Origin of the sequence: Pseudomonas sp. MF5691, assembly GCF_016405645.1 — a bacterium.
Taxonomy (GTDB): domain Bacteria; phylum Pseudomonadota; class Gammaproteobacteria; order Pseudomonadales; family Pseudomonadaceae; genus Aquipseudomonas; species Aquipseudomonas shahriarae.
The window spans coordinates 422,731-438,886 of sequence record NZ_JAEKDC010000003.1 but is presented as its reverse complement, the minus strand read 5'-3'; the positions used below and the strand labels follow the sequence as shown (position 1 = coordinate 438,886).

11 protein-coding genes and 1 tRNA gene are annotated in these 16,156 nt (G+C 57.2%); 2 read left to right on the top strand and 10 right to left on the bottom strand.

Annotated features, from left to right (window positions below):
- Positions 1-339: 339 nt before the first annotated feature.
- The 5 genes from JFT44_RS07245 to JFT44_RS07225 form a co-directional block, all read right to left on the bottom strand.
- Positions 340-4,914: an ATP-binding protein gene (locus JFT44_RS07245; RefSeq protein ID WP_060767899.1), complete on the bottom strand. Its 4,575-nt coding sequence runs from the start codon at positions 4,912-4,914 to the stop codon at positions 340-342.
- 498 nt (positions 4,915-5,412) lie between these two features.
- Complete coding sequence (locus JFT44_RS07240; RefSeq protein WP_060767898.1) at positions 5,413-5,718, bottom strand: hypothetical protein; 306 nt, start codon at positions 5,716-5,718, stop codon at positions 5,413-5,415.
- Positions 5,715-6,698, bottom strand: coding sequence for an integrase domain-containing protein (locus JFT44_RS07235; RefSeq protein WP_060767897.1), 984 nt, complete (start codon positions 6,696-6,698; stop codon positions 5,715-5,717). Before JFT44_RS07235 ends, JFT44_RS07240 begins: the two co-directional genes overlap by 4 nt.
- A gap of 911 nt (positions 6,699-7,609) precedes the next feature.
- Positions 7,610-8,932 carry an integrase arm-type DNA-binding domain-containing protein gene (locus JFT44_RS07230; protein WP_060767896.1) on the bottom strand — a complete coding sequence of 441 codons (1,323 nt, stop codon included), beginning with the start codon at positions 8,930-8,932 and terminating at the stop codon, positions 7,610-7,612.
- A gap of 172 nt (positions 8,933-9,104) precedes the next feature.
- Positions 9,105-9,180 (bottom strand) — tRNA-Thr (locus tag JFT44_RS07225).
- A 252-nt stretch (positions 9,181-9,432) separates the two neighbouring features.
- Between JFT44_RS07225 and JFT44_RS07220 the strand changes: the two genes are divergently transcribed.
- Positions 9,433-10,281 (top strand): SDR family NAD(P)-dependent oxidoreductase, encoded by an 849-nt coding sequence (locus JFT44_RS07220; RefSeq protein ID WP_198830468.1) that lies wholly within the window; start codon positions 9,433-9,435, stop codon positions 10,279-10,281.
- Between the two features lie 190 nt (positions 10,282-10,471).
- Positions 10,472-11,323 carry a cellulose biosynthesis protein BcsQ gene (gene bcsQ, locus JFT44_RS07215; protein WP_198830467.1) on the top strand — a complete coding sequence of 284 codons (852 nt, stop codon included), beginning with the start codon at positions 10,472-10,474 and terminating at the stop codon, positions 11,321-11,323.
- 230 nt (positions 11,324-11,553) lie between these two features.
- Here the strand turns inward: bcsQ and JFT44_RS07210 are convergent, their stop codons facing one another.
- From JFT44_RS07210 to JFT44_RS07190, 5 genes are all read right to left on the bottom strand, one after another.
- Positions 11,554-12,777, bottom strand: coding sequence for a methyltransferase (locus tag JFT44_RS07210; RefSeq protein ID WP_198830466.1), 1,224 nt, complete (start codon positions 12,775-12,777; stop codon positions 11,554-11,556).
- The gene (locus JFT44_RS07205; protein WP_029295855.1) at positions 12,758-13,447 is read right to left on the bottom strand and encodes an ABC transporter permease; all 690 of its coding nucleotides are present in this window, start codon (positions 13,445-13,447) and stop codon (positions 12,758-12,760) included. The genes JFT44_RS07210 and JFT44_RS07205 overlap by 20 nt, the downstream gene beginning before the upstream one ends.
- A 38-nt stretch (positions 13,448-13,485) precedes the next feature.
- Positions 13,486-14,181, bottom strand: coding sequence for an ABC transporter permease (locus JFT44_RS07200; RefSeq protein WP_057437111.1), 696 nt, complete (start codon positions 14,179-14,181; stop codon positions 13,486-13,488).
- Positions 14,182-14,255: 74 nt separating this feature from the next.
- Positions 14,256-15,008 (bottom strand): ABC transporter substrate-binding protein, encoded by a 753-nt coding sequence (locus tag JFT44_RS07195; RefSeq protein WP_032862321.1) that lies wholly within the window; start codon positions 15,006-15,008, stop codon positions 14,256-14,258.
- Between the two features lie 13 nt (positions 15,009-15,021).
- The gene (locus tag JFT44_RS07190) at positions 15,022-15,795 is read right to left on the bottom strand and encodes an ABC transporter ATP-binding protein (protein WP_057437115.1); all 774 of its coding nucleotides are present in this window, start codon (positions 15,793-15,795) and stop codon (positions 15,022-15,024) included.
- Positions 15,796-16,156 lie beyond the last annotated feature (361 nt).

The following is a 16,156-nucleotide window of genomic DNA, read 5'->3' as shown; positions in this document are numbered from 1 at the left end:
TTTGTATGGTGCGGCACCAGGAGTCGAACCAATCAATAACTTATTGATGACGGTCGTTATTATCTTTGAGACTGCGTTTTTCTACCTCTAAAACTACCTCAAGACGTGCGCTCGCTTGTTGATAGCTATAAAAATAGGCATATCAGGATGCAGATGGCTACTTGGCACCCAAATCGTTGGCGTGCCGCAGGCCGTTCTCCGGAGGGTTACAGCCGTATCGCTGTGATCGCTGCTTTTATCACCCTTTGGAGTCGTCGGATTGCTGTGGTTAGTGCTGCGCATGAATCCCATGAGTTTTATGGCGATGCCTTCGTAAAGCACCTGTTTCGCTATTTATGGTCATGGACGCTCCGCGGCTTTAAGCCAATCATTCATGCCGTCGACACCCAGAGTCAGCAGCGAATCCTGCGTCGCTACCACTCGCTGCAGCATGGCACCACCGTCTGACTCCTCCTGTTCTTCAGCCTGCGCGAAAAGGCGGGTTAGCAGTTGTGTGAGGTTGTTCTCATGGTCGTATAGATAGGGTTTTGTCTGTCGAACAAAATCAAGGTAAATCTCGGTCGCTTCTAATGCATACATTGGATCGCGAAGTGACATAGCGTTCAGCCATGCATCGAAGCCATAGATGTCGTTTCGTGCAGAATCAGCTTCTGTTCCTAGCAAGAACAAGCAGCGCCGAATTAGCTCAATGGGTACAGCAACCAGCGGCGTTGTCTCCTGGAAGAGGTTGCGGAATTTGCGGGCAACGGCAAGAGCATAATGATTCTCTGCATCCAAGCCGGCCTCAAGACCGGCAAGACACTGTTCCCGGTGCTGCTGAATGTTGTCGCTGTGAGTCCAAACGCTCGCCGCACCACACCACGCTTCGACGGTTTCCCCTGCGTTGATTTCTACGAGAAGGGAAGAAAACTCCAATCGTTTCGAAAGAGCTGCCAGTGCGGATATACGCCCCCAAGTCTCAAAATCCTTGTTGCTGCCTTCGCGATAAAGACGTGCTAGCCACAAAGCGACAATTTCGAATTTTTGGTAGTAAGCGTAATACAGGCTAGATTCGGCTATTGGCCAAAGTCCGGGGGATTTCTCCTGCATGGTAAGGCCAAACAGCTCCCAGCCAAGTTCAGGGTGATGGCTTTGTAAATAGGGCATACGCCGCAGCAATAGGGCGCGAATAGCGGGGTGCGGGTCTGCGGCAAATAGGCGTAGCGCATTCGGTAGCAATTGGGGCCACGGTACGCCGTTCTTTTCAAGTTGATTGGCCACGATCATCAAGGCTTCCGCTGCGTTCCCTTTGGCCATATTGATGCCAGCTGTGACCAAATCAACGGAATCCCCTGAGATGGAGCTCTCCTCCTGTAGTGTCGAAAAATCCGCAGCCAAAGACACTAGCCGCGTAGCGTCCTTTGACAGTTCAACTACGTGCGCACAGCTCTCTATTGCTTTAGATGCGACGCGGTTGTGGTGCCAATGACTCGGATGCGCTTCCAGCTCATTCAGGATTTGCTGCACCAACGCTGCCGCATTGGGCTCATCTTTGGGTGACCAAGTGCCATTTACCTGCAAGTTGCCGTAGCGGTGAGCCAGGTAGGTCGCAATGCCCTCCATGAGGTCGTCTCGAAAGCGGTCCGAGATCCGCTCCCAGTTGGCTGATAAAAGACTCATAAAGCGGGTGGGGTGGCGCGAAGCCGCGTCACGTAATTGTGAGCCAACCTCTCTCTCTCCCCCCATCAGAAAGTCATCAAAAGGGCTACTGGCATGCGCTTTGTAGTGATTCAGCAGGCCCAGCACGGAGTCATCGCTTGCACCAAGAAACACCTCGAAAGAAAACGGTGCGCTAACCATTCCTCCACGCATGTGAATGTCCGGCTGGCGAATCAGAGGCCATATTTCTTTTTCGCACTCATCCAATACAGCCTGTGCGTCGGCTGAACGCAGATGGCAGGGGATGGTAAGAATTAGTTTCGCTTGATCTCGTAGCGCCCATGCATGGTGCTTCGGGTCAGTTGCAGTTTCCAGGCGAAGGGTTAAAACAGTCGAATGTATTGCGTCTTGCGTAGCCGCATCAAGGTGCAGAAAAGTGGTCTGTATAAGCGTGCCGAGTTCATACGACAAAGCGGATTCGAGCAGTTTTTTGTTGCAAAGCATGCGGCCAATCACATCCAGGTTAGCGGTTGGTGCTGCCATGCACGCGAGGATGGCGAAATAGCGCAATGCGCCTTCTGTGCTGAAGCACAGACGTTCGCTGTTGCTTTTCCACCAATTCGATTGCGTGTTTGCGTGATGCAAGACGGCGGTTTCAACGGCATCCAGCAGTATGCGTTCACTATCAAGGTGCCGGTGGTCGGTCTGGGTGTGTGCGTCGTTGTATGACGTTTGGTGTAGGAAGCCGCTCCAAAAAATTTTCGGAGCCTCGCCATAGCGTGAGTTCTTGATTTGGCTCCATCGCTCAATCGATGCTATAGCCAGGTCAAGCAATGCCGTGGACTTTCGCATTCGATCTGCGAGAAAACTTTTATTGCTTGTCCCAAACTCATGCGGTTGACAGTGCAGCTTTTTGTCAAAGCTATAGGCAAGCACATCTTCGTCGGTGACTTCGCCAGCGACATAACGCCACAGAACCGTATCATCCATACCGCCATCTTTTACGCAGCGCGCGAGTGCATGCCCGAGAAAGCTGTGTTCTTGCCTCGGTAACTTAAGCAATTCGATAAGCAAAGGCACAAGCATCGCCGAATGGTCTGCATGGACTTGCGTGATCGCATGTGCAATAGAATTTGTCAGCTGGGTATTATCCACCCCATCCAGTGCCAGTACCTCGGTCCAAAATGCGAACACCCCTACGGCATCGTCATTTTTCCATTGAGATACTCGGTGCACATGCATCGTTAACCCGTCAACATCGCGGGTATCTTTCAAAAACGGGACTAGATGCTTCATCCAGAAGTGATGCCATTCCACCCGAGCCGCCTGGGTGTAGATCACCTGAAAGACATCACGATGCTGGTTGCGCAGGTCGCGTATTAGAAGCCAGTCGTCATCGTGTGGGGGTTGTTCTGTAAAGGTTTCCGCCACAAGACGGCGAATATGGAAGGCATTGTTGCCTGTCAAAACAGTACGCAGCTGTTTTCGGAATTCGCGTCGATCTCCGGTTGTCAGCTGCGTGACAAAGCTGCGAATGCTGGGGCGCACAAAAGGCACGGGCGGTAAACGTTGTATGAATGCGTTCAAAGTAACAGCTTGGCGTACCGCGCCGCTGATCACCAATACGTCGAGCAGCGTCTGGTGCCCGAATGTCAGTTGCCCATCCTGCGTCTCATGCAGCACCTTATTACTGAGAAGTGCACGTTGAATATCTTGTGAGGCGGTGAATCGCTGACGTGGCACCGCAAGACTGCGCAACCTTAGCATTTCAGCCGCGATGGCTTCGATGGCTTGCATGGCGGCATCGCCCAGTGCGCTATTGGCCTGCACGATCGTGGCAAGGTAGCGCTGTGCCAGCGCTTGGCTGGTCACTACATTGAAGCTACCTCCTTGCTGCGCTAATTCAACAAACAAGGCCAATTCACGTGGATTACAAATCAATTCGCGCGTGGTCGTATCGGTGGCCGATGCGTCAATGCTGAGTTTTACGAGCAGCGGCGCTATCTCGGTATCCCATTCCAATGGCTGGCAGGTGATTTTTTTACCCCAACTGCGCTGGGCAATACGCCGATCGTAATGACAGTCAAAGTCGCGACAGGCAGTGACAACGGTAATGTTGGGAACCAGCAGCAGACGATCAATTTGGGCAAGGAAGTACGTAAGTACGCTGTGTTCACGGGCAATGGAAAGTACATCTAACGAGTCGATCATTACGACCACGTGCGCATCCTCCGCCATGCGTGCCGCTCCTTCTACCCAATGTTCAGGCAGGCCTAGGGCTTGACGGTCTTGCGCAGTGACGATGTCGGCGAACTCGCGCGATTGAATGAACAGCGGCAGTAGGTCAGTGCGGGTTTGGGCGAGTTGTTCCAGTGCTTCTTGCACTGCCAGCATTACGCAGGTCTTGCCAGATCCCGGCAAACCGGTGAGCAAGATAGAGCCATGTTTGGCTTCAATGGCTTTGATGAGTTCGTTGACGGATGGATTCGAAACGCTTTCACTGCCAATATCTCTGCGCCATGACCGGCCAATGGCAGAAGTGCTTTTGAATGAAGAACGAACCTTTACCATGTCCATGGGAGGGGTCAGCAGCGAGCCTGCGTTGTCCAGCAAGACTTTCAGGTTGTCCTTTGTCAGTCGATGTTGCGTAGCACTACTTTCGCCGTGGCCGCTAACGCGCATTCCGAGGTAGTCAAGGCGTGTCCATAGGGTGTTGTAAGCCGCTGAACCGTTGCTTACCAACCGCCACAAACGCTCGCGCAGAAATGCCTCCATGCGATCCAGTTCTGGACTGATTTCAAACGTCGTGCGTTTTAGGAACTGGTAGGTTGAAAGATTTGACGCCTGTTCGACAAGCAGACTTCCTAGTTCGGTATCTGACTCTTGGAGCGCCTTGCCCAGATTGGTTTGGTAGGTTGCTTCATCGGCATAGTTGGTGCTGTATTCCCGCAGTCTTGAGAGATCACCAAACGCGCTGCGCGAATAGAAGCGAATTTCCGCTGTCGGATCGCTGGTCAACAAGCTGATTGCCTTGCGCAATTCGTCGGCGAGGTCGGCAGTAGACCAGGCCTTATGCAGCGTCTGGTTTTTTTTGCACTGGCAGTAAATTTTGGTGCCATCTACTTTGCCGATCACCACATCGTCCACTGACCCGCTTACTGAATCTACTTCAAGCCACTGGTAACCAGGCTCCGAAAGGACGCTCAAAGCCCAGTCAAAGGCAACCAGCGTTTGGTAACCATCGCCTCGATTGGACTGAATACCTGCTTTGCTCATTTGCTTGTCCTGTTTGACTACGACTGCCCCCTGAACTATTCAGCAGCCAGGCTGTGCCGCACCTTATTTTTCCCGGCACGATTAGCCAACGCGCCACGCGATATCCGAATACGTCCACAACGCTCTAGAGTTGGGGGGGGACCTTTTGTCGTGCGTAGCACCGGCTGACGAATTATCGCGTCCGATGCCACATATCGTTGTAGTTCATTGGTTGCCAAAAGCGGTCTGGGGAAATGAGCCGTTATCTGGAGCATAGATTGACCGTTAACATGGATGTTGTCACCGGGCATTCCGCAGGGCTACCGAGCTTTATCCACGGAAGGCCAAGCATGAGAACTCCCCGCCTTTCTAGGGCGGATGGCTGGCTAGCAACAGCGGATGCCGTTACCGACCATCCTCACCGGGGAGCAAAGTGGACCATGCCGGCTTTCCACCCCTGGCCGATCTAGGCCTGTCGCCCTTTTTGCGTGCAATGATCAAATCGGGTGAAAACGTTGGTCAGCGTCTCTCCCGAGGTCCCCTATAGATGCTGACCTTGAAATGCCATGGCTTACCTAAGCGAATAGTGAGCAAATGCACGGTCAGCAGATAGTAATAGCGGGTGGATTCAGTGCGCTGGTTCAGGTGCTGATTTAGAAACCAATCGATATGTTTTCGCTGCCAGGTCCATGGATTGTCTAGGTGCCAGCGATAATGTATCGCCGCTTGAATGGCCTTCGCCTGACGAAGGTGACGCTTGCGGGTGGAGTGCGATCCGGTCAGAACGCCCGCCAAGAACAGCTCCATATCGAATGGCTTACTCATGCTCGACCACCGATGTAAGCCGATACCACGTCGATACGGCCGTGCCCAAGTTCATAGCTGAGTTGTTCTCGGGCCTGCCGATCAAGGGGCCGGTCAAACTGGTCGCACCGCCCATCATTATTGATGGGCGCGGGATAGAGGGTGATTTGCTCATAGCGTTCGCTCGCATAGGCTGCGCGCATTTCGTGGAAGCCTTTGAGGTTGTGCGTATGGAGGACGTCTCGGGCGGGGCGTACGACGCGTTGCTGGAAATCGAGGTAGCTCTCGTTCGGTGCCAGTAGGTTGTGGCTGCCATGCGGTAAGACTTGCTCGGCATATCTGAGTGCTTCGCGTACATGGTCATCCACCACGATCCAGCGAGCTGCTGTTGCTCCGCTGCGCCCACCTTTTGTGCCGTCCTGGATGTTGATCCTCCCGAGTTGCTCGGCTTCCCGTTGCAGTCGAGTAAGGTCGGCCAAAATCGCCTCACGCAAACGCATGCCGGTGGCTCGCGCTAACTGAACGATGGCGGCAGCGCGCGGCTGCTGATGTTCGCAAAGCTCGTCAACGATCCGCTTAACGTATTCGCGGTCTTGGCCTTGCGGCACTGAGCGACGAACACTTGCCCGCTGCATTCCCAATGCCTTGCTTGGGCTCGGTACTTTCACGGACTGATCACCGCGAAGCGCGGCCATGGTTCGATTCACGCTGGACAATCGATTTTGCGCGGTCGCGATGCCGATAGCTCCTTGTTCGACTTGCTGCCGCAGATACCTGGCGTAGTCCAGCAAGGTCTGTCGAACAATTTTTCGCGCATCGTTGAACCCTGGCCCATCCTCAGAACGACACCATCGAACAAACGCCTGCCAGCGATCACTGTGCGCTTTAACGGTCCCATAGTGCCCGCCGCCGAACATGTCCTTCAGCGCTTGCGGCCCGGCATAGCTCAGTTGACGACCATAGCCAAAATTCCGCCCGTCCCGTCTACCTATCAGTGCCATGATCAAACTCCTCTCGAAGCCAAACCTTTGAGACTTTCCCCACGTCATCCCGCCAAGGATGTTGAGTGTTATCAGGGATCAAGGCCCCTGCGACCTGTGAGGGTTGTCCACTAACGCGGGACTGGCGGCTCTTTACGACCGGGAGCTTGGGCATCTCACGATCTGACCTCCTGAGCACTTCCGAAGAAGTGGGCGGGTGGAGGCTGCACTGGCTGACTAGACCGGCGCCGCGAGATCCTGAGTCGGGTGAAGGCAGTGATGCGATGACCGGGGCATGCCTGGCTGTCAGTCAGGTGCAGTCCATTCCTTGGGCTGCGGCACCATCATCTGCATCGCTGTTGCGGGTGACTTCGGTGTTTGTCACGCCGATTGTCACGAGGGGGAATGCCGCAAAGCCTTGTACGAGTTGGGCTGCAGCAGCGGTTGGAGCGCCCGTCTCTTTCCGGGAGAAAGAGACGGGCGCAGGTTGGCGCAATGAAATGGCCAAGCGGATAGGTTGCTGCAGGGCAGCTATGAAAGGGTATGAATTGCCGCAGTGGGCACACTGATAAAAGTAGGCATCCATCACATCGCTGTGACCGTGCGAGCCGCCGGACGCTAATCGCACTTTGGGAGAACCACCACGGTGTGGCGTAGCCTTAAAGGTTCTGGCTACCTGGGGTTGCTGTCAACGACAGCGCTTTGCCCGATCTTTTCTACGCCTGTGGATAATTCGGGTCAAGGCTCGAATTTTTGGGAGTTCTGCGGCTGTGGATGAAATTATCCACCGGTGGAAATCTGTGGTTTTCCACAGACAGTTGCGTGGGCTTTAGATTTTTTAAGTGAGGTCCATCCAAACAGGGCGGCTTTGCAGCCCTATTTGGATGGACCCGCGTGGACAAGCGGATCACTGAGATATTAAGACCGAGCGCTTACTCAGTTGCGCCACGTTTTGCTTTTAAGCGAGTGACGTTCGGTCCGGTCTGGTTCGCGAATTCGTGGGGGGTGACATGCTCCTGTCGATTCGTCTCAAGGAACCGGCTCCACCAGTTCATGATCAATCTGCGCTCCTCAATGAATTCGGCCTTGTGGATGTAAGCAGCGCGGACGTTGTTGCGTTCTTTGTGGCTCATCTGCCGTTCAATGGCTGTCTCCGACCACAATCCTGACTCGATCAGTGCGCTGCAGGCCATCGAGCGGAAGCCATGGCCACAGATTTCGGTTTTGGTGTCGTAACCCATATTTCGAAGCGCGCTGTTCACCGTGTTCTCAGACATCGGTTTCGACGGGTTGGCATCGCCCGCAAATACCAGGTCGAATTCGCCGGTGAGGGTGTGGATCTGTTCAAGCAGGGTCACCGCTTGCGGCGATAAGGGTACAAGGTGGATGTCCCCGGCCATCTTCGTACCTCTTGTTGAAAAGGGTACTCCGTACAGCGCGGGTCGAGTGTCCGGTATCTCCCAGGTGCCGCGCTTGAGGTCGAACTCGCTCCAGCGGGCGAAGCGTAGTTCGCTCGAGCGGACAAACACATGTAGAGAGAGCATGACTGTCAGCCGAGTCAGCGTTCGTCCTTTGTAGCTGTCGATGCGCTCCTGCAATTCAGGCAGGCGCGATAAGGGTAAAGCTGGGCGGTGAACTACCCTCGGGGCTTTGATCAAACCTTCAAGGTCGGAGGCAGGGTTTGCCGCGATCTGTCGAGCACGTTTCGCCTCGCGCATGATGCTTTGCAGGTAGTTTTGTACCCTTAACGCGACGTCAATCGTGCCACGCTTCTGGATTGCGTCCAGAGGTTGCATCAAGTCGTGAGTGTCTAGGTCGACAATAGCGCGATCACCGATTAGAGGAAAAACATGGGTTTTGAGGCGGCTCAGGACCGTCTTGGCATGGCCCGGAGCCCATTTGGCAGACATCGCTTTGTGCCAGTCCAAGGCTGCGTCCTCAAAGGTTCGGCCTCGGATTGTGGCTTGCGTCTTGGCTTGATGTTTGGACTCGATGGGGTCGATGCCTTCCGCCAGCATCCGCTTGACCTCCAGCCGCTTCTTGCGCGCATCGGCGAGGCCGACCACGGGGTAGTTGCCAAACGAGGTCAGCCCTTCACGACCATCAGGTTTTACATACCTGAAACGCCAGCCTTTGCGGCCGTTGGGTTGGACTAAAAGGTAGAGGCCGTCGCCGTCGAAAAGCTTATAGGCGCGGTCGGTGGGCTTGGCTGAACGACAAGCCGAATCAGAGAGCGGGGCAGTGGTGCGCGACATAAGGGTACTCCTCCCTTTATCGAATGACCTTACCCCTATCTTTATCCTTAAAACGGCTGGTATCCATAAGATTTTGGCGGAATCCGACGGAACGCCAAAACGAAAAAACCCGCCAGAAGGCGGGTTTTTCGGGGGTTCCAGAGATTTTGAAAGCCTTCTCTGGAACCTTGTATGGTGCCGGCACCAGGAGTCGAACCCGGGACCTACTGATTACAAGTCAGTTGCTCTACCAACTGAGCTATACCGGCGTGTTAGGGCGACGATTATAGCGATTGGAAAGGTTCTGTAAACCCCTGAATTCTGACTATTTTTCAGAACGTGGTTTTTCCGCTGCCGGTCGCACGCTCCAGCGCTTTGGCAAAGGGTGATGAGTGCCGGTGCCGAGGCCTTGGGGGGCGTGGGGCTTGATACGCAGAAGGTATCAAACCGCCCCTTGATCAGTATTAAACAATGCCGTTGTTCATAGCTAAGTTGAGGTGGCACTCAATGAGGAAAAGCCAATGAATTTCGCAGGAAAAACCGCCGTTATCACCGGCGCAGGCCGTGGCTTGGGGTTTGTCTACGCACAAGCACTGGCCCAGCGCGGGGCCAATGTGGTGATCAGTGATATCGGCGCCGATAACCTCGGATCGGGAAGCGATGCCTCCATCGCCCTGGATGCGGCACGCCGCCTGCAGGCCCAGGGGTTGAGCGCGGTTGCTCATCAGGGGGATTTGTCCAGCGAGCAAGGCTGTCGGCAATTGGTCGAGACGGCCATCGCGGCGTTTGGGCAGTTGGATATCCTGATTCATAACGCCGGCTGGGTGGGTTATCAATCCATTGAGGAGGCGGACGCGGCGTTTATCGGGCGTGCGCTGGGTATCAATGTCTATGCGCCCATCTGGCTATGCAAACATGCCTGGCAATACCTCAAGCCATCCACTGCCGCGCGGGTGGTGCTGACGTCGTCTGATCGGGCGATGTACCAGCAATATGCCCAGCCCGGGCTGGTGGCCTATGCGGCGGGCAAGATGGCGCAACTGGGCATCATGAATGCCCTGAGTATGGAAGGCGCGAAGGACGGGATCCTGGTCAATGCGGTGTCGCCAGTGGCCAAGACGCGCATGTGGGGCATTGAGGGTGAGCCGGACAATCTCAAGCCGGAGTGGGTGGCGCCGGGGGTGGTGTTCCTGGCGTCGGGGCAATGCCAGGATACGGGTTACATACTGCGCGCCAGTAATGGTCAATTTACCGCGACGCGGTTTGTCGAGAATCAGGGGGTGGAGTATCCCGACGACCTGGCGCGAGTGAGTGCGTCCAGTGCCGAGCACGTTGCGCAGCAGTGGGAGCGCATAAAGCAGAGTCACTAGATTGACTTTCGACCGCTCGTCTAAATGAACATGATAAAAAACACCAAAATAATGACACCTCCACCGACCTGTCCCAGACTGCCTGAACAACATGTGCGCCCATGCTCTGCAAGCGGTGCCGGGACAAGGAGGGGCTGTGAGCCAGGCCGACGAAGGTTTTGCAACGCATGCTATCCGTCAGGATCACCCGATGACGGCGACATTGCAGTTCTTCGAAGACACCCCCATCGACGACGCGTCTTCCCCTGCGGAACAACCCCAGCCAATCGTCGCTTCAGCAAAACGCCCACGGGTGGTGGTGTTGGCCTCGGTCAATGGTGGGGTGGGCCGCAGCACGCTGGCGACGGCACTGGGCAGCGGCTTGCAGCGCCTCGGGCGGGCGGTGACGGTGCTGGAGCTGGATCCGCAAAACGCCCTGTACCTGCACTTTGACCTGCCCCAGGGCACCCCGGGCCTCGGTCGTGCCAGCCTGTGTAATCAACCTTGGGATCAGCTCGCCCAGCCCGGTTTCTGCGGCTGCCAGGTGGTGGTCTTCGGCGAGACCGATATGCAGCAGCAGGAAGACCTGCAGCGCTGGCTCAAGCAGGACCCAGAGTGGCTGGCGCAGCACTTGTCACGCCTGGGCCTGAGTGATCAGCACACGGTCATCATCGACACCCCTGCCGGCAATAATGTTTACCTGCACCAGGCCTTACACGTCGCCGATGCCGTGGTGGTGCTGGCCCTGGCGGACGCGGCGTCGCTGGGCACGCTGGAGCAGATGCAGCGATTGTTGGCGCCGTATCTTGCGCGCCCGTCGGCGCCACGTTGCCTGGTGTTGGTCAACCAGCTGGATGAGGGCAGTGCCTTCAGCCTGGATATGCTGGACCTGTTCAGGCAGCGTCTTGGGGAAGGTGGCGTGGAAGTGATCCATCGTGACCCGCAGATCAGCGAGGCGCTGGCCTTTGGCGAGGACCCACTGGATAACGAGGCCGCGAGCCTGGCCTGTGACGATATCCATGGGCTGTGCCAGTTACTGGATGGCCCTCCAGGCGCGGCCTGAACCACGTCTTATACGGTTAGGCGCAAATGCTTATGCACAATTTGTTGGTCGCACAAGTGTTGAAACAGCCATTTTGTGAAGATGTTCTCATTACGCTGCAACTGCCTGTTTTGCGTGCGTTTTATTTTGTGAACAAATAATGACCAGTCAGCATTTGTGCCTGTGGCGCCCGTCTTTACGGCACTCGACAGAATTTCATCAACAGACTTATCCACAGGGCGTCCTGCCCTTTAATCGCGCTCGGCGAGCACCATCAGGTTGCGCGGTGTCAGCGCTGTTTCGCAGAAGCGGCCTACTTGAGCCTGGTAGCCGTTCTCTTGAAGAAACAGTGCCCGATCCAGAACCAGCCACATTTCCAGCGGGCGGCGAAACAGACCGCGCACCAACTCCAGGTTTCGTACCTGCGCCAGGCGCTGCCAGCCATGCTGCTCCAGCGCGGCCCAGTCCTGCTCGCCTGTGGATAACCCCTTGAGCGCCGCCAGGTGCTGGCAGTAGTCAGCGAAGGACCGATGCAGCCATTCGCTGGGCAACGAAGGCGTGGGCAGGTACTCATCGCACCCGCGCAGTTGCCGCTGCAACTGATCGAAACCCAGGCGCCGGGCCATGGAGGTGTCGCGTTGCAGGCGCACCCGCAAGCCGGCGGTGACGGTTTCGCTCAGGGGCAGGCCGAGGTCTTCCCGCGACAAACGCAGCGCCGAGGCGCGGGCCGGGGCCGACAGCGCCTGGTATTGCTCGCTACTGATGCGGTTGTAACAGCAGGGCGCCACGGCCAGGTGCTTGCAGCCGGCGGCGCTGGCTAATTGCAGCAGGCGTACGTGCAGATCGCCACAGGCGTGCAGGGCGACGGGGGTGTGTTCGCCGAGCAGTTGTTGCACGGCGTCCTCGGCCATCACGTCTTGCGGGTGGTGGCGGGCGGGCATTTGATGATGGTCACTGAGGGCCTGGCCTGCGGCGATCAGCGCCGGGTCGTACTCCAGGCAGGTCAGGTGTTGCCCCGGTTGCAGCAGCCGCCGGCCGAGGTGGCCTTTACCGGCGCACCAGTCGAGCCAATGGGTGGGGCGCTCGGCAAACTGCAGAGCGCTGCCAAACGCCTCGATTTGCTGCCATTTACGCCCCGGTACATCGACATTCAGGCGCGCCGACGGCGCATGCAGCGCGCCCGCCGGTAACTTATTCACAGCACTGAGCTGGACGGCCAGCTGCGCCCATTGGGGAAACGGCGCTGGGGCCTGGAGTTCGGTGGGCAGGTTGTGGCTGCTTTCGGCTTCTGCCAGGGAGCGCCGGCGCAGCCATTGGGCCAGCGCTGGGTGCTGGGCTTCCCAAGGCAATTGCAGATGGGTGAAGGGCCGTGGTCGCCACAGCCCTTGATGTTCGGTGAGGAACGCATCCAACGCGAGAAAACGGGCCAGCAGTCGCTCGCCCGTCAACCCGCTGTCAGCGTCCCTGGCAGGCATCGACCCGCAACCAGCGTTCCAGCAGCTTGAAGCCGCGCACCAGCACATAGGCCATCAGCAGGTAGAACATCCCGGCGGCAAAGAAGATCTCCACCGGCAGGTAGGTGCGGGCAATGATGGTGCGGGCCATGCCGGTCAGTTCCAGCAAGGTCACGGTACTGGCCAGGGCGCTGGCCTTGAGCATCAGGATCACTTCGTTGCTGTAGGCCGGCAGGCCGATGCGCGCGGCACGCGGCAGGATGATGTAGAACAGCGCCTTGGGCTTGGACATGCCCAGTGCCCGCGCCGCTTCGATTTCCCCGGGCGGGATGGCCTGGATCGCGCCGCGCAGGATTTCCGCGATGTAAGCGGCAGTGTGCAGGGTCATGGTGACGGTGGCGCACCAGAACGGGTCCCGCAGGTAGGGCCACAGGGCGCTTTCGCGCACGGCGTCGAACTGCGCCAGGCCGTAGTAGACCAAAAACAGCTGCACCAGCAACGGTGTGCCACGGAAGAAGAAGATGTAGCAGTAGGGCAGGGTGCGCACGTACCACAGGCGCGAAGAACGGGCGATGCCCAGGGGGATCGCCAGCAGCAGCCCGGCGATGACCGCGATGGCCACCAGTTCCAGGGTCAGGGTCGCGCCCTGGGCCAGTCGTGGCAGCCACTTGATGATCACGGCCCAGTTCAGGCCCAGGTCGAAATGCGACAGCCAGCTGTAGTCGCCGTTCATTGCGTGCTCCTCGCAAAGCCGCGAGCGGCGCGTTTTTCCAGGAAGTACATGCCGACCATGGCCAGCACGGTGAGGCCCAGGTACATGAAGGCCGCGACCATGAAGAAGGTGAAAGGCTGCTTGGTGACGGTCACGCCGATTTGCGCGTGGCGCATGATTTCTTCCAGGCCGATCACCGAGACCAGCGCGGTGTCCTTCATCAGAATCATAAACAGGTTGCCCAGGCCCGGCAGGGCGATGCGCCACATCTGCGGCATGATCAAGCGGGTGAAAATACGCAGCTTCGACAGGCCCAGGGCGATGCCCGCTTCGCGATGGCCTTTGGGGATCGCCAGGATCGCGCCACGAAACACTTCGGTGGCGTAGGCGCCAAAGCACAGGCCCAGGGCAATCACGCCGGCAGCGAAGGCGCTGAGCGACAGGTCGGGGTTACCGAAGAACTCCCCGAGGGCACGCATCATATTGACCGTGCCGAAATAAATCAGCAGGACCCACAGCAGTTCGGGAATGCCCCGGACAATGGTCGAGTAAGCGCCGCCAAGCCATTGCAGGAACTTGTACGGGGAAGTCTTGGCCAAGGCGCCGGCCAGGCCGAGCACCAGCCCCAGGCATAACGCCGTGAGTGCCAGTTTGACGGTCATCAGCGCGCCGGCAGCGAGTGCGGGGCCGAATCCGTAGAGATCGAAATTCATGGTTTTTTCATATCGCGCAAGGCTTGCGAAAAGCCGGCGCGCTCAAGCGAGCGCGCCGGACTGGCCAATCAGGATCATTCGATGCTGAAAGGGAAGTACTTGTCGTTGATCTTCTTGTAGGTGCCGTCGGCCTTGATTTCCGCCAGGGCCTTGTTCAGGCGCTCGCGCAGTGGGTCGCCTTTGCGCACGGCGATGCCGATCTTGTCGCTTTCTACAACCGGATCGCCTTTGAACTCGTAGGCCGAACCGTCTTTGCTCTTGAGCCATTCGTATTGCACGTACTTGTCGGCGAGCATCCCGTCCAGGCGGCCGGACGTCAGGTCGAGGTAGGCGTTTTCCTGGGTGTCATAGAGCTTGGCGGTGGTGTCTGGCAGTTTGTCTTCCAGGTAGGTACCGGCCAATGTCGCGCGCTGGGCACCGATGATCTTGCCTTTGAGGTAGCCGGCGTCGGTCTTGAAGTCTTTGATGGATTTGGCCGCGATGAATTGCAGCTTGTTGGAGTAGTACGGGTCGGTGAAATCAACGGCCTGCTTGCGCTCGTCGGTGATCGACAGCGACGACACCAGGAAGTCGAATTTCTTGGCGTTCAGGGCCGGGATGATGCCGTCCCAGTCCGAGACATACACTTCGCACTTCTCGACTTTCATCTTGGCGCACAGGGCGTCGCCGATGTCTTTGTCGAAGCCGACAACGTTGCCGCTGGCGTCTTTATTGTTGAAGGGCGGGTAAGCCGCCTCGATCCCCATTTTCAAAGTCTCGGCCATGGCCGTGGCGCTGAACGCCATGGAAACGGCGGCGGCCAGGAGGAATTTTTTATAGTTCTGCATGCATGTTGCTCCGTTAGCGGTTGCTGGACATGAATTGTTTGCAGCGCGCCGAAAGCGGGTTGTCAAACACCTGCTGTGGCGATCCTTGCTCTTCGACCAGCCCCTGGTGGAGGAACACCACTTCGCTGGACACTTGGCGGGCAAAGCCCATTTCGTGGGTGACCAGCAGCATGGTGCGGCCTTCTTCGGCCAGCGCGCGGATCACATTAAGTACTTCCTGAACCATTTCCGGGTCAAGTGCCGAAGTGGGCTCATCGAACAGAATGACTTTAGGTTGCATCGCCAGGGTGCGAGCGATGGCCGCGCGTTGTTGCTGGCCGCCAGACAATTGCGCCGGGTAGGCGTGGCGTTTGTCGCCAATGCCCACCTTGGCCAGCAGCGCTTCGGCCACTTCGATGGCTTCGGCCTTGCTCTGGCCGAGCACGCGGCGTGGGGCCTCGATGATGTTGTCGAGGATGCTCATGTGGGGCCAGAGGTTGAAATTCTGGAAGACAAAACCGATTTCGCTGCGCAGGCGATTGATCTGCTTGCCGTCGGCGGCCATCAGTTCGCCGTTTTTCGCGGCCTTGAGCTTGAGCTCTTCGCCGGCCACCAGGATCTGGCCCTGGTGCGGGTTTTCCAGCAGGTTGATGCAGCGCAGGAATGTGGACTTGCCGGAACCGGACGAACCCAGGATCGAGATCACATCGCCGTCGCGAGCGGTCAGCGAGATGCCTTTAAGCACCTCCAGCTCACCATAGCGTTTATGCAAGTTGCGGATTTCAAGCGCGGGCGCGGCCAAAGCCATGTGCGGTCCTCATTGTGTTCATTGCGTTCCTGCTGTTGGGTCGCCTTCCTAGCGTGGCGCCAAGCTAGCATAGCGCTCGGATGACAGCCAACAGCGCCACGGGCGTTAAACAGGCAGTGTGTGACAGGTTGTCGCATCGGCACAGTAGCGTGTCGCGCCATCAACAACCGAACAGCCGTTTTAACCGATAAACCCGTGGCAGTCGCGTAAAAAAGGGCGCGATGGTGCCAGCTTTGGCCGGGTGTTGGAAGGGTTAAACGGGTAAACGGTGCCTATCAGCCCTTTAATTGGGCGTCACTGACTTTTTGTGTGTGTTTTTGGTGCACTCATTCGTTCTTGAAGTGAGTCGAGCGGTAACGCT